The following is an 18,737-nucleotide window of genomic DNA, read 5'->3' on the forward strand; positions in this document are numbered from 1 at the left end:
CATCGCGGTCGCCGCGCTGTTCACGCCGATCCGCCGGGCGGGCCGCGCCTGAGCGGCGAGGGGCGCACGCGCCGTCGCCGCCGGACGCGGGCGGCCGCGTTCAGTCCGCCAGCACCCCGCGCACGAACGCGTTGGTGAACTTCCCCGCCGGGTCCAGGGCCCCGGTCAGCGCCCGGAAATCGGCCAGCCGCGGGTAGAGCGCGCGCAGTTCGCCCGCCGGCGTCGTGAACACCTTCCCCCAGTGCGGCCGGGCCGCGAACGGGGCCAGCGCCTCCTCCAGCCGCCGCACCACCGGCAGCACCGCCGCCGTGTCCTCGACCCAGGTGAAGTGCGCGGCCACGGTGTCCCGCCCGTACGCCGGGCTCAGCCACTGCCCGTCGGCGGCGACCGTGCGCACCTCGCAGGTCTGCAGCACCGGTGCGACGGTCTCCCGTATCGCGTCCATCGCGCGCAGGGCGTCCAGCGCGTGCTCGCGCGGCATCAGGTACTCCGACTGGACCTCGGCGCCGCTGCTGGGCGTGAACTCGGCGCGGAAGTGCGGCAGCCGCTCGTGCCAGGGCCCCGGCACCCCGAACTGCTCGGTGCAGTTGACCGCGGGCATGCCCGGCACCGGGTGCATCTTCTCGGCGGCCGGGGCGGCGTACGGGAACTCGGGCAGCGGCTGGTCGGTGCGCCGCTTCAGCCACACCTGCCGGAAGCCGGGGGCCCGCCAGTCGGTGAAGAGGCTCACGCTGTACGCCGCCGCCATCACCGTGCCGAACGTCGCCGTGTCCAGTCCGGCGAGCGGCAGCTCGGTGAAGACGTGCTGCTCGACCTCGTAGGCCGGCTCCAGGTCGAGGGTGAGCGCGGTCACGACGCCCAGCGCGCCGAGTGAGGTCACCGCGCCGCCGAACCGCTCGTCGCCTCGTGCGACGGTCACCGTCGAGCCGTCCGCCGTGACCAGCTCCACCTCACGCACCACCGACGCCAGCGAGCCGTTGCCCACCCCGGAGCCATGCGTTCCGGTCGCCACCGACCCGGCGACCGAGATGTGCGGCAGCGACGCCATGTTCGGCAGCGCCAGCCCCCGCCCGTGCACCAGCCGGGCCAGCTCCGCGTACCGGACGCCGCCGCCCACCCGCACCGTACGGGCCGCCGTGTCGACGTCCACCTCGGCCGGGAGCGCGGCCAGCGACAGCAGTACGCCCTCGGCTCCCGGCTCGGCGATCTCGTTGAAGGAGTGCCCGCTGCCCAGCACCCGCACCCGCGCGCTGTCCGCCACCAGGGCCCGCAGCGCGTCCAGTGAGTGCGGCCGGAGCAGCTCCTTGGCCGTGTAGGTGATGTTGCCGGCCCAATTGGTCACGGTGATGTCGGTCATACCGCGGAAACCTACCCGGCGCGCCTGGAAGGGGCCCCGGGCGGGAAGCCGCACCGGCGGGGGCATACCGTGAGAAGTCGAACGCCTGAGCCGGGAGGAGACACGGATGGGCAGCCGCACCGCGCTGGTCGAGGATCTTATGGAGCGCTTTCCGCATGTGCCGCGGGAAGCCGTCTTCAAGGAGGACCTGCTCCGCGGCGGGGTTGCCTTCGACCCCTCCGCGCTCAGTGACAACGAGGACGGCGAGGTCAAGCCGAAGTCGTACTTCATCTTCTCCTTCGACCACGGCACCCTGCCGGAGCTGGGCGAGGCCGCGCTGCGCCGCCCGCCCGAGGAGATCATCCTCACCGGCGGCCCCTACGACCTGCGCCGCACCGTCGTCTCGGTCCGCGTGAACCCGGCCTCCCCCTACCGGGTCGCCGCCGACGAGCACGGCCAGCTCGGCCTCTACCTCGACGGCAAGCGCATCTCGGACGTCGGCGTGCCGCCCATGCCCGAGTACTACCGGCACACCCTCTCCAACGGGAAGTCGGTCATGGAGGTGGCCCCGACCATCCAGTGGGGCTACCTGATCTACCTGACCGCCTTCCGGGTCTGCCAGTACTTCGGCGCCAAGGAGGAGTGCCAGTACTGCGACATCAACCACAACTGGCGCCAGCACAAGGCGGCGGGCCGCCCGTACACGGGCGTGAAGGACGTCGACGAGGTCCTCGAAGCACTGGACATCATCAACACCTACGACACGGCCAAGACGTCCACCGCCTACACCCTCACCGGCGGCGCCATCACGTCGAAGGTCCAGGGCCTGGACGAGGCGGACTTCTACGGGCGCTACGCCAAGGCCATCGAGGAGCACTTCCCCGGCCGATGGATCGGCAAGGTCGTCGCCCAGGCCCTGCCCAAGGACGACGTCCAGCGCTTCAAGGACTACGGCGTCCAGATCTACCACCCCAACTACGAGGTGTGGGACGAGTACCTGTTCAAGATGTACTGCCCCGGCAAGGAGCGGTACGTCGGCCGCGACGAGTGGCACAAGCGCATCCTGGACTCCACCGACGTCTTCGGCGCGCGCAACGTCATCCCGAACTTCGTGGCGGGCGTGGAGATGGCCGAGCCCTTCGGCTTCAAGACGGTCGACGAGGCCATCGCGTCCACCACCGAGGGCCTGCGCTTCTTCATGTCGCACGGCATCACGCCCCGGTTCACCACCTGGTGCCCCGAGCCCACCACCCCGCTCGGCAAGGCCAACCCGCAGGGCGCGCCGCTGGAGTACCACATCCGGCTGCTGGAGGCCTACCGCGCCACGATGGACGAGTTCGGCCTCTCCTCGCCCCCCGGCTACGGCCTGCCCGGCGCCGGCCGCGCGGTCTTCTCGGTCAGCTCCTTCATGGACAGCCTGCCGGAGGACGAACCCGTCGAGGTGTGAGCCGCGGGTCGAGACGTTCCGGCCCGGCTTCCGTACGACTCCCGCGGGGGCCGGGCTCGCTCCGGGCCGGCGGTCCGCGCACCTCGGGCGCCGCCTGTGAACACGGCGCTTGTCAGTCGTGCCGGAGACGTGCGAAGCTCTGCGCCTGCCGTGAGGCCGTGCCCCAACTCCACCGACAATGCGGTGAGTTGACCTCGCCCGTGGACGCAGTGGATGCAGGAGTCCGATGTCCGACCTGCCGAGCCCCCAGGACGCCGCCGAGGCCGCGCTGCTCGACGAGTGCTGGGACACGGTGCTCTCCTACGCCGACCTGTGCACCGCCGGCTCGGAGGCCGCCGTCCGGCTCGCCACCGAGGCGTTCGCCCACGGCATGCGCGAGGTCCGCGCCGCCGACGCGGCCGAGGCGCGCAGCACCGCCCGCCGCCCGTGCCGGCTGCCCCGCGTCCCACTGCTCCTGACCGCCGTACGCACCACCGCGGCGGCCTGGGAGGACGACGGGCGGGGCCACGAACTCGACTCCGAACTGCGGCTGTGGCTGGGCTCCGACCGGGCCGCCCGCTACGCCGGACCGCCGCCGCGCCGCCCGCTCGCGCTGCGCGGCCTCAAGGACATGCAGGCACCCGACGCGGAACTGCTGTGGCTGGCCGACGTGGAGGCCCTGCCGCTGCCCGTGGTGGCCCGCCGGCTCGGCCTCGACCCGGCCACCGCGTCCGACGAACTCGCCCAGGTGCGCGAACTGTTCCGGGACCGCTGCCGCCGGGGCCACCTCGACGCGCCGAGGGACGCGCGGTGCCGCGGCTACGCCCGGCTGCTGGACGCGGTGACCAGATCGCCGGCCGCCGACACCCCCGAAGACCTCTCCCGCCACCTCGCCACCTGCCCCGACTGCGCCGAGGCCGCCGCCTGTCTGCGCCCGCACGGCGGCGGCCTGCCCGCGGCCCTCGCCGCCGGCGTCATCGGCTGGGGCGGCCTCGCCTACCTGGAACGCCGCCGCCGCGCCGCCGAGGTACGACTCGGCGCCGGGCGCCCCGCACCGGGCGACGACGACCGCGCCGACGAGCCGCCGGACGGCGCCCACAAGGCCCGCGTCGTCCGCGGCGGCCTCCTCGCCACCGCCGTCCTGGTGTCCCTGCTGGCGCTCACCGTCTCCCTGATGCCCTTCGGCGACACCGCCGAGGACACCGCGGCGTCCACCGACACCGTGGACCGCCGCCCGGCCGCCGCCCCGGACCGCGCACAGCCGACGGCGGACCCACCGCCGTCGCCGGACGCGTCACCGCCGCCCGCCGACAGCACCGCCCCCGCACCCGGCAAGACCCCGGAGCGGAAGGACCCCGGCCCGCCCGATCCGGAACCCCAGGGCACCGCCACGCCCACCGCGAGCACCGAGGACCCGCCCGGCCGTGACCGGCACCCGGCCCCGGACCCCGGCCCGGCCGCCCCCGCCGCCTGCCACGTCCGCTACGACCTCGTCAACCAGTGGCCCGACGGCTTCCAGGCCACCGTCACCGTCACCACCCGCAGTGCCCTCGACTCCTGGCACGTCGCCTGGACCTTCCCCGACGGCCAGCGGATCGGTCAGATGTGGGACGCGGGCCATTCCCGGAGCGGCGCCCGGGTCACCGCCACCGCCGCCGAGTACAACAGCTCGGTCCCCGCGGGGGGCCGTCTCGCCTTCGGCTTCCTCGCCTCCTGGCGCGGCAAGAACTCCCCGCCGGACGACTTCACCCTGAACGGCCGGGCGTGCGAACGGTCCTGACGCTCCGGACCCGCACCCCTCTGGCCGGGCATGCCGGCCCGGGTCACGAGGAGACCGGGCGGGGTCGCACGGCGAGCGCCTCCTTCGCCGTGGGACCGGACTCGGGGTCGTACCGGCGCAGGCCCACCAGGACGAGTGCGCAGACGGCGACCACCATGGCGGCACCGACGTAGAGCTGCGTCGCGGACGCACCCGCGTCCTTGAGCATGCCGGCGATGGTCGGGGACAGGATGGCGCCGATGCGCCCCATCCCGAGTGCCCAGCCCATGCCGACGCTGCGGACGTTGGCCGGGTAGAGCGGCGGACCGACGGTGTACGCACCGGCGATGCAGCCGTTGATCAGAGCACCGACGACCACGCCGATGCCGAACCCGAGCCACAGGGTCGACGTGCTCACGATGAAGACGATCATTATCGCGGCCGAGAGGAGGGAGAACCCGATCAGTACCACCCGCGGCGTGCGCACTCGGGCGGCGACGCCGTAGAGGACCGAGCCGATGGTGCCGCCGACCGAGATCGCCATCCCGGCGGTCACCGCCGCGCTCTCGGAGAGGCCCTCCTCGACCAGGAGCGTGGGGGTCCAGCTGTTGACGAAGTAGAAGCCGAACATGATCGTGATGAAGACGAGCCAGAGCAGGATCGTCGGCGTCAGCAGCTGCTTGAGCCATCCCGAGCCGGCCCGTTCGGTGCCCGTCCGGGTGGCGGCCGCCCGGTCGAGGTCGGTGTCGGTGACGGCCTCCATCCGCATCCGGGCCAGCGTCCGGTTGATCCGTTCCAGCGCGCCGCTCGGACGGCGCTGCTCCAGGAAGGCGACCGACTCCGGCATGACGACGGCGATCACTACCAGGGCGAGCAGGGTCCCGACACCGCCGGCGTAGAAGACGATCCGCCAGTCGCCGCCCACGGTGGCCTTCGCGACCAGGCTCGCCGCGGTGGCACCGATCCCGTACCCGGCGGTGTAGATGCCGATGGACAGGCCGCGGTTCTTGGCGTTGGAGAACTCGCTGGCGATCACGTTGGTGCTGGCCAGGATGGCGCCGACACCGATGCCGGTGACGAGGCGGAAGACGCCCATCACCGTCGCCGACGATGCCGCCGCCGCGCCGAACATGCCGATCGTGCCGAGGGTGAGGCTGATCAGGACCAGCGGGCGCCGGCCGATGAGGTCGGCGAAGGGGGCGAGCAGCATCGAGCCGATCGCCATCCCGACCAGGCCGACCGAGACCAGCAGGCCGAACTCCGAGCCGCTGAGCGCGAACTCCTCGGTGACCGACGGCCCGGTGAAGGCGACCGCCATGACGTCGAAGCCGTCCAGGCAGTTCATGAAGGTGCAGAGGGCGACGATCAGCCATTGGTAGCCGCTCATCGGTGCCTGCGAGATGCGTGCGGTGATGTTCATGGGTGTCCAGGTGGTGAGGGATCCTGTGGACCCGGTGGTGCACCGGCTCAGGTGAGGCGGAGGGAGAGGACAGCGGGATCTCCCGATCCGCTGCCGGATGCCACAGCTCGGGAGACGCACACGCACAGCCTGTCCGAGCGTTCCTTCTGGGACTCGCTCAGGAAGACGTCGCGGTGGTCGATGGTGCCGGTGGAGTCGGTCACCTTCGCCAGACACAGCCCGCACTCGCCCTTGCGGCAGTCCGAGAGCGTGTCGATCCCGGCTGCCGCGAGGGCGTCGAGGATCGAGGTGTCGGGTGCGACGGTGATCTCCCGGCCGAGGTCGGGGAGGCGTACCAGGAACTCCTCGGCCGGGTACCGGCCGCTGGAACCGAACGTCTCGAAGCGCAGGTTGGTCGCCGGCAGGTCGTGCTCGGCCCAGCTCCGTGAGATCGCGTTCATGAGCCCGATCGGGCCGCACATGTAGAGCTCGGTGCCCGCGGCGGCCGGTGTCCGGGCGATCCCGGCGACGAGGTCGCCGACCGCCAGCGAGGTGCCCTCGTCGTCGACGTGGACGCGGACGCGGTCGCCGTGCTCGGCGGCCAGATCGTCGACGTACGCCATCACGGCGCGGCTGCGACCGACGAGCACCAGCTGGTAGTCGGCACCGCGCCGGCGCAGCGCGGAGGCCATGGCCACCAGCGCGGTGACGCCGATGCCGCCGGCGACGAGTACGTAGCGGGTGGCGCCGACCGCGAGCGGGAAGTTCTGCAACGGCCCGGTGACGGTCAGCTCGTCCCCGACCCGCAGCCGGTGCATCGCCGCCGAGCCACCGGACGAGGTGGGGGAGAGCCGCACGCTGAGCGTCAGCCGGCGGCCACCGTCCTCGGAGCGCACCACGGAATAGGAACGCACCCGGCGGGCACCGTCCCCGGTCTCGACATCCACGTCGAGGTGCGTGCCGGGCGCGGCGTGCTCGGGCCGCTCGGGGGCCAGGACGATGCGGCGGATCCCGTCGGCGACGTCGGAGACCTCGACCACCCGGGCCCGCTGCCGGCGGGCCTGTGTCTGCACCGCCATCTCAGGCCCCCCGACCGGCGGCCGGCGCGGAGGAGGGGCGCCCCTCGGCCGCGAGCATGCGCTCCAGGATCTGGCGTACCCACATCCCGCCTGCGTCGATGTTGAGGCTGTAGAACTCGTGCCCGGGGTTGGTGTCGATGGCGCGCTGCTGGGCGCTCAGCATCTCCTCGTCCTCACCGAAGACCCCGTGCACCGCCTGGCGCAGCTGGGTGGTGATGGTCTGGCTGTCCAGGCGGTAGTTGCGCATGAACGCCCAGAAGTAGTGGGAGGTGCGGTCGGTCTCGGGGGTGATCGTGTTCATCACGTACCCGTTGACGCCCTGGCTGCGATCCCCCTCGGGCGCACCGGTACCCGCCTTCGCCACACCGACGTCGATGCGGATCGTGCCCGGCGCCTCGAACGTGATGATCTGCCAGCGGTCGACCTTGCCGGCGAAGCCCGGGAACTTGTCCCGCATGTTCTTCAGCCAGAACGGCGGGGCGTCGATGTCGCGCATCCACCGGGTGACGGTCACCGTGTTGCCCTCGTGAGTCACGTCGAACTCGGCCTCGGACAGCTCCTCCTGGCCGATGGTCGAGGAGTGCACGAACTCCTCGTGGGTGAGGTCCATGAGGTTGTCGAGGACGAGCTGGTAGTTGCAGTCGGCGTGGATCGTCTCGCCGTCGCCGGCCCAGGCCGGGTCGTCCATCTGGTGCATGTCGGGCACCGTGCCCGGATCGGCCAGGTCCGGATCGCCGACCCAGACCCAGACGTACCGGTAACGCTCGACGACAGGGTAGGAGGGGACCACCGCGCTGGGGTTGATCGTCTCCTGGGCGGGCATTCCGGTGCAGCGACCGGTCGCGTTGTAGCGCAGACCGTGGTAAGGGCACTGCAGCTCGTCGCCCAGGATCCTGCCCTTCGACAGCGGCGCGAGCCGGTGCCAGCAGGCGTCCGCGAGAGCGACCGCGCGGCCCTCGGTGTTGCGCCACAACGCCAGCGGCACGCCGGCGACCGTACGGGCCAGCGGCTGCTTGCCGGTGACCTCGTGGTCCCAGGCGGCGACGTACCAGGCGTTGCGGGGGTGGTTGAAGATCTTCGCGGCAGCGGTGGCCGGTGGCGCGGTGTCCGTCGCGGGGGAGGCGGTGCGGGGCATGAGAACTCCCTATGAAGAGAGGTAAGTGTTGTGCGGGCCACAAACTAACTATGGATATAGTGAGATGGCAATGGTCTGTAGCCTGGGAAATCCGGAAGGGGGGTCGCCTTGTCGCTGCGTTACGCGCTGATCGCGCTGCTCACCGGTCGTCCGATGACCGGGTACGACATCTCGAAGAGCTTCAGCCGCTCGGTGGCCCACGTCTGGCACGCCCCGGACTCGCAGATCTATCCCGAGCTCAACCGGATGGAGCGCGACGGGCTGCTCACCTCGGCCGAGGTGCCCTGGGGCAAGAAGGGGACGAAGAAGGAGTACCACGTCACCGACGCCGGCCTCGCCGACTTCCGGGAGTGGATGGAGTCCCCGCTGACGCCTCAGCGGCAGCGCGACCCGGCGTACCTGAAGGCGGCCTACTTCGACTTCGCCGACCCCGCGTCGGTGCGTGAGCAGCTCCGGCAACAGCAGGCGTACTGGGAAGAGCAGTTGAGCATGCTCGAAGGCACCCGGGCCGCGCTCGTCGACCGCACCCACCCCACCCTGGCCGCCCGCCTGTCCAAACTGACCGAGCGCGAGGCCGAGTTCGCGGTGCGCTACAAGGTGTACGCCTACGACGGCCTCATCGCCCGCGCCCGCGCGGAGCTGGCCTGGATCGCGGACGGTTTCGCGCTCGTCGACGAGCTGTACGGCTCCTGAGTCCCAGAAGCGTGCGTCAGACGATCTCCATCCCGAAGACCCCGTCCGTCAGGCCACGAGGCGAAGCGCGAACGCCAGGGAGCGGGTGAAGACCTCCTCCACCTGGTCGTCGGGCAGCCCGTGCCAGCCGTGGTCGGCGCCCCGCACCGTCCGCAGCTCGACCGGCGACCCGGCCTTCTCCAGTGCCGAGGCGAGGGATCGGCTGTGTGAGCAGTCCACCATGGTGTCCTCGTCTCCGTGGACGAGAAGGAACGGTGGTGCGTCGGCGTGGGCGTGGGTGAGCGGGCCGGCCGCACGGGCACGCTCCGGGGCGGCGGCCGGGGCCGTGCCGAGCATGAGCGCCTCTGGGGTGGCGGGGTCCTCGGGAGTGAAGCGGCCCCGTGCGGTGGTGAGGTCGCTCGGTCCGTACCAGATCACGGCGCCGGCCAGCGGCGGGTCGGCGTGGGTGAGAGCGAGGAGTGAGGCGAGATGTCCGCCGGCGGACTCGCCCCACACGACCGTTCTGCCGGTGTCGATGCCGAGTTCGGCGGAGCGCAGGGTGAGCCAGCGAAGGGCGGCGCGCAGATCGTCGAGGGGGGCGGGGAAGGTGGCCTCGCCGCTGAGCCGGTAGTCGACGCAGGCGACGGCGAGGCCCGCTGCCGCGATGCGTGCGAAGGGCCGGGGGGCCCAGTGGCGCGTGCGCATCCCCATGTCGTCGCGCCGGCCTCGTCGCCAGGCGCCGCCGTGTACGAACAGCACCAGCGGAAGGGGCCCCGCCGGTGGGGCCCCGGGCAACCAGAGATCGAGTTCCAGGGGGCGGCTGCTCTCGACTTCGGCGTAGGGCACACCGCGCAGTTCGCGTACGCCGGGCTCGCTCGGGGCGGCGGGCGGCAGCGGAGCGTGGTCGGGGTGGGGTGCGGCGATCAGTTCCCGCAGCGAGGGCCCGGTCGCCGTCATCGGGTCCGCCACTGGTGGTCGGGCAGGAAGCGCACGTCGTACTGCTTGGGGACGCTGGCGAACTTGTGGGGAGCCGGGACGACGGGCTGGTGGGGCAGGCCGAGTTGGTCCGCGGGCGCGCCGAGGTTCTCGAAGAACCGCTCGAAGGTGCCTCCCGGGCCCGCGGCGACGCCGACGACCTGGCTGTGGTGGCGCTCCATGCGGTAGGCGTGCCGGCAGTTCTTGGGTACGAAGCCGAAGTCGCCGGGGGTGAGCAACTTCTCCTGCTGATCGCCCTCGGTGTCCTCGACGAACAGCCGGACGGCGCCCTGGGTGATGTAGAAGACCTCGTGGGTGTCGGTGTGCAGGTGGGCCGGGATGATGTCGCCCTTGGGGCCTTCGACGGTGAAGAAGTTGAAGGTGTTCTCGGTCTGCTCACCGCCCGCGTAGATGGTGATCAGATCGCCGAACAGGTGGGCGCGGTCCCCTTCGCCCTTCTCGATGAAGTACGGCTTGCCGGGCTCCGGGGGAATGCGCGATGCCTGCCGGTAGCGGGTGGCGTACTCGATGGTCATGTCGTCTCCTCGGATCGACCTCTTGGATTAATGTCAGGTAGCCTGACATGAGAGGGTGTCGAAATCAACCGGCCGGAGCCACGACCGCGCGCACCGCCTGTTGATCAGAGGCCCAGCAGGCGTGCGGCGTTGAGGTGGCAGATCTTGGCGCGGTCGGATTCGCTGATCGGGGCGGTCTCGATGAAGTGGACGGCCTCGTGGTCGCTCTCCAGGGGGTAGTCGGTGGAGAACATGACGCGGTCGGCGCCGAGTGCGAGCAGGCTGCCGAGCAGGGGGGCGTGGGCGCAGACCCCGCTGGTCGTGATCATGATGTTGTCGCGGACGTAGTCCGAGGGGCGCGGCTTGGCCAGGTGGATGCCGCGTCGGTCGAGGAAGTCCCATCGGCTGTCGAGGCGCCACAGGTGGCCGGGCAGTCCCTCGCCCATGTGACCGAGGATGAGCGTGGCGCCGGGGAAGCGGTCGAAGACGCCGCCGAAGACGATGCGCAGGGCGTGGGTCGCGGTCTCCACGCCCCAGCTCCACATCGGCCCGATCAGTTCCTCGTGGCCGCGCACGTTGTGCCACACGTCGTAGGAGCTGGCCGGGTGCAGGTAGATCGGCACGCCGAGGGCTTCGGCGCGCTCCCAGACCGGTCGGAACTTGTCCGCGTCCAGGTACTCGCCCCGCGTGTGGCCATTGATCAGGGCGCCCCGCAGGCCGAGTTGGGTGACGGCGCGCTCCAGCTCGGCCGCGGCGCCGTCCGGGTCCTGCAGGGCCAGTGCGGCGAAGCCGGAGAAGCGGGTGGGGTGCTTGCGGACGATCTCGGCCAGGAAGTCGTTGGCCTCGGCGGCCCGGGTGACCGCAACGGCGGTGTCGGTCTCGGCCTGGATGCCGGGGGCGGTCAGGGACAGCACCTCCATGTCGATGTCGAGTCCGTCCATCTGGGGCAGTCGTACGTCGGTGAAGTCCAGCAGTCGCCGCATGGCGGCGTCCCATTGGGGCGGGTCGAACAGGGTCGCGGCGGGAAGGCTGTAGTGGGCCAGGGCGGCGGTGGTGAAGTGCTCTTCGATCGCGATCTTCTTCATGGCTGGGGTTCTCCGGAGTGATGGGCGCGGCTGTGAGGGGAGGCGAGGCCGGCGGGAACGGGCCGGAGCGGGAGTGAGGACGGCGGCGGAGCCGGTGGTCAGCCTGCCGCGGCGCTGTCGGCCGTGCCGACAGTGGAGGACGCCCGGTGCCGGGCGGGTCGGCCGAGCGGGCCGGTGGGCACGGCGATCGCTGCCGTGGCGCCGACTGCGGCGGTGGCGGCGAAGAAGTAGAAATTCCATTCCAGACCCAGCCCGGAGTCGAGGATCCGCCCGCCGAGCGAGGGGCCGACGACGGCGCCGAGTCGGCCGACGGACAGCGACCATCCGACGGCCGGGACGCGCAGTTCCGCCGGCACGCAGCCGATCAGGTAGGCGTTGACGAACGCCTGGCAGGCCAGCAGCCCGAAGCCGCACAGGAGCAGGCACACGTACAGGACCCAGCTCGCCGGACCCCGGCTCATCACGAGCAGGCCGGCGGCACCGACGAGGAAGGCGCCGGTCACCACGCGCTTGGGGCCGATCCGGTCGGCGAGCACTCCGCCGGGCACCATGCCGACGCCCGCGCCGATCCACGACAGGCACGTCATGGTCAGCGCCGAGCCGATGGAGAAGCCGCCGCTCTGCATGAGCGTCGGCAGCCACGTACTGAAGCCGAAGATCAGCAGCAGCCCGCAGAAGGTCATCACCCAGAACAGCAGCGTCGTGACGACCAGCCGGCGGTGGAGCAGCGGGCCGAGCCCGAGGAACCGGTGCCTGGGCTCCGGTGCGGTGGGTGGTCGCGGGGCAGGCAGCCCGAACCGGGCGGCGGTCCGGGCCGCTTCGTCGGCGCGGCCGGCGCGCACCAGGTGCCGCGGGCTCTCGGGCAGGCGCAGCAAGGCCCACGGCACCACGGTGAGCAAGGCCGCCGCGCCGACGAGGTACAGCACCCGGAAGGAGACGTCCGGCAGCAGCCACGAGCCGAGGAGCGGTGCTCCGAGGGAGCCGACGCAGGAACCGGCCATGGTGATGGCGATGTTCCGGGCGCGCACGTGCGGCGCGGACATGTCGCCCACGAGGGCGGTGAGCGTGGGCAGTACCACGCCCAGGCCGGTCCCGGCGAGGAGGCGGGACGCGGCGAACACGCCCGGCCCGTCGGCCAGGGCGGAGCCGAGCATGCACAGGGAGAAGAACGACAGGCCGCTCAGGAGGAGCCGGCGGGTGCCCAGGCGCCGCCCGGCGGCCCCGGCGATGCCGGCGCCGATCAGCATGCCGGCGGCGACGAGCGAACCGATGTCGCCTGCCTCCCCTTTGGACAGGTTCCAGCCGGGCTCGCGCAGCAGGGCCGGCACGGTGGCCCCGTACACGGACAGGTCGTAGCCCTCGAACATCGCGATGAGGGCGGCCATGAGAATGAACAGCCGTACGGTCGCCGGGCGTTGTGGGTCAGGGCATTGTGGGTCAGGGCGTCTTGGAGACGGTTTCGCTTTCATGAGGGCGGTTCCTCGGGTCTCGGGACCGGTGCGGGAGGAGGACGCGGGAAGCACGTGCCCGGAGCCGAGCGACGCGTCGTCACGGTGTCGGCTTCATGACGCCGAAGTCCGTTTCGATGCGGTCCCTGGCCTGCGACAGGGCGTCGGTGATCGCCTGTTCGCGTCCGGCGAAGCGTTGCGTCGGGGTGGGCACACTGATGGCGGCGGTGCCCCAGGCCGCGGTGCGGATGGCGACGCCGGCCGCGCAGATGCCGAGGGTGTGCTCTTCTCGGTCGAAGGCGACGCCCGTGCGGCGGACGTCGTCGAGCTCGCGGTGCAGCGCCGAGCGGGTGGTGAGGGTGTGTGGGGTCTCGACGGTGAGCCGGTTCGGTACGGCGTGCTCGAGCGCGGCCGCGGGAAGGGCGGCGAGCAGTGCCTTGCCGGGGGCGCAGCAGTGCAGGGGGAAGCCGGTGCCGACCGCGCTGACCGCGCGCAGCCGGCGGTCGGCGATGACCTGGTCGACGAAGACCACCTGATGGTCCTCGAGGATCGACAGGTCGACCGTTTCCTCGAGTAGGCGGGACAGATCCTCGAGATGGGGACGCAGGTCGACGATCATCGCTGATCGCACGGAGGCGGCCATGCGGGGGATCTCGGGCCCCAGCCGGTACCGCCCGCGGGTGCCGGCCACGGTCACCAGCCCTTCCGCCTCCAGGGCGCCGAGGATGCGGTGGACCGTGGACTTGGCGAGGCCGATCCGCTCGACCACCTCGGCCTGGGTGAGGCCGGACGGGGCCGCCTGGAGCAGGCGCAGCACCTCTGCCGCGCGTGCGATGACCTGGATGCCGCCCGCGCTGCCGCGTCCCGGCCGTGTGTGCTCGTCGACCACCGTCATGGTGTGCGTTCCCTTCTCACGTCGTGTCCCGGACAGCCTGCCGCATGGGTGCGGTCCGGGGTGGCACGGCGTCCGTGCGGCTCCCTTCTCCCGGTCTCCGGGTTTCTTTCCTCGGCTCGGGCGGTGCGCGGGGCGTCTCCTCAGGTCTTGCGGTCCGGCAGGCCGAGGAGCTGTTCGGTCTCCTCGACCCCGGCGAGCGGAAGGTCCAGGTCGCGGGCGAGGGCGACCGCCCGGTCGACGAGGGACCGATTACCGGGGGCGAGTTCGTCCTTGCGCAGGTGCAGAGTGTCCTCCAGACCCGCGCGGGCGTTGCCGCCGAGCGCCAGGCCCATCGCGGTGAGCGGCAGATTGTGCCGGCCGATCGCGATGACCTGCCAGATCGCGCCCGGTGGCAGTCGGCGGACCATGGTGAGGAGGTTGTCGGCGGTGGCGGCCATGCCGCCGCGGACGCCGAGGACGAGGGAGAACTGCAGCGGTGCGGCGAGCAGGCCCTCCTTCCACAAGCGCAGGCACGCCTCCAGGTGCCCCGTGTCGTAGATCTCCAGCTCCGGTTTGATGCCGAGTTCGCGCATGCGGGCCGCGAGACGGCGCACCTTGTCCGGCGGGTTGCGGAACTCGCCGTCGCCGAAGCTCATCGAGCAGGGGTTGAGGGTGGCCATGCGGGGCCGCAGCTCCACCAGCCGCTCCCGCTCCTCGAACGGCACGCTGAGCCCCACTCCGGTCGAGAGCTGGACGAGGATCGGGGAGCGTTCGGCGATCAGGCCCATGGTCCGGCGCGCGGTCTCCAGGTCGGCGGTCGGCCGCTGGTGCTCGTCGCGCAGGTGGATGTGGGCGACCGACGCGCCGGCCCGGTAGGCGTCGGTGACGGCTTCGGCGATCTCCTCCGGGGAGGTGGGCAGGCCGGGGTTGTCGGCCTTGGCGGCGATCGGCCCGGTGGGCGCGACGGTGATGACGACGCCCATGTCAGGTCTCCTCGTGCGGCAGGGCGACGGTGACGAGCAGAGTCGCCGGCCGCCTGGACCGGTTCCGCACCGAGCGGACCTGGCCCTTGGCCAGGTGTACGGAGTCGTGGGGCCGCAGCGTTGCCTCATCGCCGTCGGCGGTGACCACGAGTTCGCCGTCGAGGACGACGTACACCGTCTCCTCCACCGTGGGCGCCGCGTCCGCCGCTCCGCCGGGCAGGTAGTACGACAGCCCGGTCCAGAACCGCGTGGTCGGCCCGGCTTCGTGGCCCTGCAGCCGCAGTGCGCCGACGCCGTGGTGCGACGGCGGCTCGTACGGCGGGGCCTGGTCGAGCCGGGTGACGCGCATCGGGCTCATTCGCGCCCACCCTTCTCGATCCGGTACGCGCCGGTGGGGTCGACGATGGCGACCAGGCGGACGATGCAGCCGTCGCCGCCGGTCCAGCGCCAGGGGAACGCGGCGAAGGTGACCCGCTTGCCGCTGACCTTGTCCAGGTCGCCGCCGACGTTCTCGAACCCGATGATGCCCTGGGACAGGATGGCGCGGTGGCACGGCTCCCACTCGGGGAAGTCGTCCAGCACCTTGCGTCCGGTCTCGGCCTCGTACTCCTCGCAGGCCCACGGCAGCAGGCCGTCCGGGGCGCCGGGGCCGTGCGGGCCGATGGCGGTGGCCAGTGGGTGGTCGAGCGCCTGGGTGTCGGTGCCGACGGCCTTGACGCCCTTGGCGGCGAACCACTCGCCGGCCTCCTTGTAGAAGCCGGGGGAGTAGGCGTAGTAGTCGCTGTTGTCACCGTACGTGTGGTGCCAGCCGGTGTTGACGATGACGATGTCGCCGGGGCGGATCTCCGGGGCGGCGGCCTCCAGGTCGGCGGCGGTGACGACCTCCCACTTCTTCTTGGGGATGGACACGACCACGCCGGTGCCGAAGAAGGAGCTGAGCGGGATCTCGTCGAGGAGCGGGGTGTTCTCCACGACGTGTCCGGGGGCGTCGATGTGGGTGCCCGAGTGCATCACCGTGGTGACCTTCTGGGTGAGCACGCGGGACTTGGACATGCTGTGCAGGCGCTCGATCTTCACGTCCTCGAAGTACGGCCAGCACGGTGTTCCGTGTCCCCACGGGTGGGAGAGGTCATAGAACTCCAGGCCCTGCTCGTCGGGGCCGAGGGGCCAGGTGAAGGGGGTGTTGGACATGGTTTCCGCCTTTCGTGTCTCCAGCGGGTCGGCGACCACGCCGGTCGGGAGGTGGTGGGCAGGTCACGCCGCGGACGGGTCGCTGTCCGCTGCGGCCGCGAGCTGCCGGTCGATGTGCCCGGCCAGGCGCGTGGCGGCCTGTTCGCGGCTGTTCTCGGGCCAAGTGAGGAAGCCACGGCCGCTCTTGGCGCCCAGGTCGCCCGCCGCTACCAACTCCTTCAGCAGCGGAGAAGGGCTCGGGGAGCGGTTCAGGTCGGGCAGGACCGCGTCGTGGATGGCCAGGGTGAGGTCGAGCCCGACGTAGTCGGCGTTCTCCAGGGGGCCCATGGCGGCCAGACGCAGGCCGATGGTGTTGCGTACCACCGTCTCGACTGTCTCCGCGGTGCACACTCCGTCCGCGACCAGCGCGATCGCCTCGCGCCACAGGGCGTGCTGGAGACGGTTGCCCACGAACCCGGGTACGTCGCGCTCGACGCGTACCGGCGTTTTGCCGAGGGACGTCAGGAGAGCCGAGGTGTGCTCCATCGTCTCCTCGCTGGTGTGCCTGCCGCGGACGACCTCGACCACGGGGATCAGGTCGGGCGGGTTCCACCAGTGGGTGCCGACCACGCGCTCGGGGCGGACGGTGCGTTCGGCGACGCTGCTCACCGGCAGCACGGAGGTGTTGCTGGCGAGCAGCGCGTCCGGCAGCAGGCGGTCGAGCCGGGCGAACAGATCCTGCTTGGCCGCCAGGTTCTCGGCGACGGCCTCGACGACAAGGCCGGCTCCGGTGACGGCTTCGGCGAGGTCAGTGCTGCCGTCGACGTCCCCTTCGAGGTTCCGCAGGCTGTCCACCGCGCTGTGCAGGGTGGCGGCGTCGAGGTCGTGGAGACGTACTGGATGGCCCGCGCCGGCGAACACCTCGGCTATGCCGCGGCCCATCAGACCCGCGCCGACGACGGCGACGGTCAGCATGCGGTGTACCCCCCGTCGAGGTACAGCACCTGCCCGGTGACGAACGAGGAGGCGTCGCTGAGCAGGTAGATCAATGCCCCGGCGAAGTCCTCCGGTTCGGCGAGCCGGCCCAGCGGGACCCGGGCGAGCATGGCCTCGCGGGTCGCGGTGGCCTTCTCGTCCTGCTCGTACATCCAGGCGGTCAGCTCCGAGCGGAACACGGTGGGAGCCAGCACGTTCACCCGGACCCCGGCACCGCCCCACTCGGCGGCGAGACTGCGGCCGAGCAGGTCGACCGCGGCCTTGGAGGGGCAGTACGCGGAGTATCCGGCGGGGTGACCCAGCCGGCCGCGGGTGGAGGACACGAGCACCACGCTGCCTCCGCCGCCGCGGCCGAGCATGTGCCGCCCCACCGCCTGGCACATGAGCCAGGAGCCGCGGACGTTCGCCGACTGCACGGCGTCGAAGTCCTCGACCTTCATCTCGGTGATCGGCGCGACGTGGTTCATGCCGGAGGCGACGAGCAGCCCGCGCACGTCACCGTATGTCTTCACGGCGGCGGAGAGGATCGCCTCGGCGTCGTCCGGGGTGTCCGGCCTGCGCCGGACCATCTCGACCGGTCCGGGGCCGTCCAGTTCCGCGGCCAGCGCGTCGAGCTTGTCGGCGTTGCCACCGGCGAGGGTGAGCCGAGCGCCCAGGGCGTTCAGGACGCGTGCCGCCGTACTGCCGAGGGCACCGGTGGCGCCGGTGATGACCATCGAACGCCCCTCAACCGTGAAGCGGGAGAGGGGGGAGACAGCAGGAGCGAGTGCCACGAGAACCTCCTGGTTCCGTGATGCGAATCAATCGTGCCGGAATGCGGTTCAACGTAGGGCTGGTTCAGCTCACGGTCAATGGGCCGTGCGCAATCCGCTGTCCACGTGGCTCGAGACCGCTGTCGTGGCCCCCCGGCCGTCGCCCGGCGCCAACGCCGCGCACATCAGGCGGGCGCGCTGCTCGCCGCCCTGGCCCTGGCCGTGTTCCATCCGCTGGTCACCGCATACGGCGCCAACTCGTCGACGGCCACCATGACGATCCCGGCCCCGGCCCTGGCGCTGGGCCTTGGGCCGCGCCGACGACGCCTACGCCGGATCGGCCTCCGGGCTGTTCAGTACCGCGGAACCGAAGCCGTCAACGCCTTCATCGCGGGGCGGAAGACAAGGACGCGCCCCATTCCGAGCGCTTACAGACCGTCGCCGTCGGCCGAGATCTGGCGCATCAGGCGGTCCAGGTGCGAGCCCATCACGGCGATCAAGTCGAAAGACCGTCCGCTGGCCAGCCACTGGACCCGCAGCCCGGAGTCGAGCGCCGCGCACTCCCGGGCGATGGTCTCGTGATCCAGGCCCGCTTTGAGCTCGCCCGACGCGGCTCCGGCGCGCAGTCGGTCCGCGAGTTCCCGTACGCCTTTCTCCTGCCATTGGGAGAAGAAGTCGTGCGCGGGGTGGTCGGGGGCGGTGGCCTCGGCGCCCACCACGACGGCGAGTTCGAGGATTCCCGGCATGGTGAGGATTTCGGCGGTGTCGTCCAGGTGACAGCGGAAGGCGTCCCGTACCGAGTCGGACACGCGTGCCCACTGCTCGTCGAGCCGCTGGTGCCAGTACCGCACCACGGCCAGCAGCAGCTGCTGCTTGTCGCGGAAGTGGTGGAGCAGCCCCGCGTCGGTGATTCCGGCGTCGCGGGCGACACGGGCCAGTGAGGTCTTGCGGTAACCGTCCTGGCCGAAACGCAGCAGCGCGGCCTCGAGGATCTGGTTGCGCCTCGCCAGCCCTGTCGCGTAGCCGCCGCGCGGCCCCCGTGGTGTCCCCATGCCGACAATCTACCGAGTTGCCGTGACCCGCTTCCGCGCGAGTGCCGTTACCGCCGGGCGAGGCGCCTCGGGCGCCGCATA

Annotated in this window: 18 protein-coding genes; 3 read left to right on the top strand and 15 right to left on the bottom strand. The window is 71.7% G+C overall.

Annotated features, from left to right (window positions below; all coding sequences use genetic code 11):
- Positions 1 to 100 precede the first annotated feature (100 nt).
- Positions 101 to 1,357, bottom strand: coding sequence for an FAD-binding protein (locus ACFW48_RS35365; protein WP_386322267.1), 1,257 nt, complete (start codon positions 1,355 to 1,357; stop codon positions 101 to 103).
- 106 nt (positions 1,358 to 1,463) lie between these two features.
- Between ACFW48_RS35365 and ACFW48_RS35370 the strand changes: the two genes are divergently transcribed.
- Both ACFW48_RS35370 and ACFW48_RS35375 read left to right on the top strand, forming a co-directional pair.
- On the top strand, positions 1,464 to 2,783 hold the full coding sequence (locus tag ACFW48_RS35370; RefSeq protein ID WP_386322269.1) for a radical SAM protein: 1,320 nt from the start codon (positions 1,464 to 1,466) through the stop codon (positions 2,781 to 2,783).
- Between the two features lie 226 nt (positions 2,784 to 3,009).
- Positions 3,010 to 4,542, top strand: a complete 1,533-nt coding sequence (locus ACFW48_RS35375; protein WP_386322271.1) for a cellulose binding domain-containing protein — start codon at positions 3,010 to 3,012, stop codon at positions 4,540 to 4,542.
- Positions 4,543 to 4,585: 43 nt separating this feature from the next.
- Here the strand turns inward: ACFW48_RS35375 and ACFW48_RS35380 are convergent, their stop codons facing one another.
- Genes ACFW48_RS35380 through ACFW48_RS35390 form a run of 3 tightly spaced genes read right to left on the bottom strand, consistent with a single transcriptional unit; the run spans position 4,586 to position 8,134 of the window.
- On the bottom strand, positions 4,586 to 5,941 hold the full coding sequence (locus ACFW48_RS35380) for an MFS transporter (RefSeq protein WP_386322273.1): 1,356 nt from the start codon (positions 5,939 to 5,941) through the stop codon (positions 4,586 to 4,588).
- Positions 5,942 to 5,988: 47 nt separating this feature from the next.
- Positions 5,989 to 6,999, bottom strand: a complete 1,011-nt coding sequence (locus tag ACFW48_RS35385) for a PDR/VanB family oxidoreductase (protein WP_386322275.1) — start codon at positions 6,997 to 6,999, stop codon at positions 5,989 to 5,991.
- Between the two features lies 1 nt (position 7,000).
- On the bottom strand, positions 7,001 to 8,134 hold the full coding sequence (locus tag ACFW48_RS35390) for a Rieske 2Fe-2S domain-containing protein (RefSeq protein WP_386322277.1): 1,134 nt from the start codon (positions 8,132 to 8,134) through the stop codon (positions 7,001 to 7,003).
- A 108-nt stretch (positions 8,135 to 8,242) separates the two neighbouring features.
- On the opposite strand from ACFW48_RS35390, the gene ACFW48_RS35395 reads away from it, so the two are divergent.
- A complete protein-coding gene (locus ACFW48_RS35395) occupies positions 8,243 to 8,827 on the top strand; it encodes a PadR family transcriptional regulator (RefSeq protein ID WP_386322278.1) in 585 nt (194 codons plus the stop codon).
- 48 nt (positions 8,828 to 8,875) lie between these two features.
- Here the strand turns inward: ACFW48_RS35395 and ACFW48_RS35400 are convergent, their stop codons facing one another.
- The 11 genes from ACFW48_RS35400 to ACFW48_RS35450 form a co-directional block, all read right to left on the bottom strand.
- A complete protein-coding gene (locus ACFW48_RS35400) occupies positions 8,876 to 9,763 on the bottom strand; it encodes an alpha/beta hydrolase fold domain-containing protein (RefSeq protein WP_386322279.1) in 888 nt (295 codons plus the stop codon).
- A complete protein-coding gene (locus ACFW48_RS35405) occupies positions 9,760 to 10,317 on the bottom strand; it encodes a quercetin 2,3-dioxygenase (RefSeq protein ID WP_386322281.1) in 558 nt (185 codons plus the stop codon). Before ACFW48_RS35405 ends, ACFW48_RS35400 begins: the two co-directional genes overlap by 4 nt.
- A 104-nt stretch (positions 10,318 to 10,421) precedes the next feature.
- Positions 10,422 to 11,381, bottom strand: a complete 960-nt coding sequence (locus ACFW48_RS35410; protein ID WP_386322283.1) for an amidohydrolase family protein — start codon at positions 11,379 to 11,381, stop codon at positions 10,422 to 10,424.
- A gap of 98 nt (positions 11,382 to 11,479) precedes the next feature.
- Positions 11,480 to 12,766 carry an MFS transporter gene (locus tag ACFW48_RS35415; protein ID WP_386322285.1) on the bottom strand — a complete coding sequence of 429 codons (1,287 nt, stop codon included), beginning with the start codon at positions 12,764 to 12,766 and terminating at the stop codon, positions 11,480 to 11,482.
- A gap of 163 nt (positions 12,767 to 12,929) precedes the next feature.
- Positions 12,930 to 13,724, bottom strand: coding sequence for an IclR family transcriptional regulator (locus ACFW48_RS35420; protein ID WP_386322287.1), 795 nt, complete (start codon positions 13,722 to 13,724; stop codon positions 12,930 to 12,932).
- Between the two features lie 140 nt (positions 13,725 to 13,864).
- Positions 13,865 to 14,686, bottom strand: a complete 822-nt coding sequence (locus tag ACFW48_RS35425; RefSeq protein ID WP_386322289.1) for a 3-keto-5-aminohexanoate cleavage protein — start codon at positions 14,684 to 14,686, stop codon at positions 13,865 to 13,867.
- Between the two features lies 1 nt (position 14,687).
- Positions 14,688 to 15,044: a cupin domain-containing protein gene (locus ACFW48_RS35430; RefSeq protein WP_386322290.1), complete on the bottom strand. Its 357-nt coding sequence runs from the start codon at positions 15,042 to 15,044 to the stop codon at positions 14,688 to 14,690.
- Positions 15,041 to 15,877 (bottom strand): cyclase family protein, encoded by an 837-nt coding sequence (locus ACFW48_RS35435; protein WP_386322292.1) that lies wholly within the window; start codon positions 15,875 to 15,877, stop codon positions 15,041 to 15,043. Before ACFW48_RS35435 ends, ACFW48_RS35430 begins: the two co-directional genes overlap by 4 nt.
- Before the next feature lie 63 nt (positions 15,878 to 15,940).
- On the bottom strand, positions 15,941 to 16,831 hold the full coding sequence (locus tag ACFW48_RS35440; RefSeq protein ID WP_386322294.1) for a 3-hydroxyacyl-CoA dehydrogenase family protein: 891 nt from the start codon (positions 16,829 to 16,831) through the stop codon (positions 15,941 to 15,943).
- Positions 16,825 to 17,625: an SDR family NAD(P)-dependent oxidoreductase gene (locus tag ACFW48_RS35445; protein WP_386322296.1), complete on the bottom strand. Its 801-nt coding sequence runs from the start codon at positions 17,623 to 17,625 to the stop codon at positions 16,825 to 16,827. Before ACFW48_RS35445 ends, ACFW48_RS35440 begins: the two co-directional genes overlap by 7 nt.
- 407 nt (positions 17,626 to 18,032) lie before the next feature.
- On the bottom strand, positions 18,033 to 18,656 hold the full coding sequence (locus ACFW48_RS35450; RefSeq protein ID WP_386322298.1) for a TetR/AcrR family transcriptional regulator: 624 nt from the start codon (positions 18,654 to 18,656) through the stop codon (positions 18,033 to 18,035).
- Positions 18,657 to 18,737 lie beyond the last annotated feature (81 nt).

The sequence above is a fragment of the Streptomyces sp. NPDC058812 genome, assembly GCF_042744565.1.
Classification (GTDB): Bacteria; Actinomycetota; Actinomycetes; order Streptomycetales; family Streptomycetaceae; genus Streptomyces; species Streptomyces thinghirensis.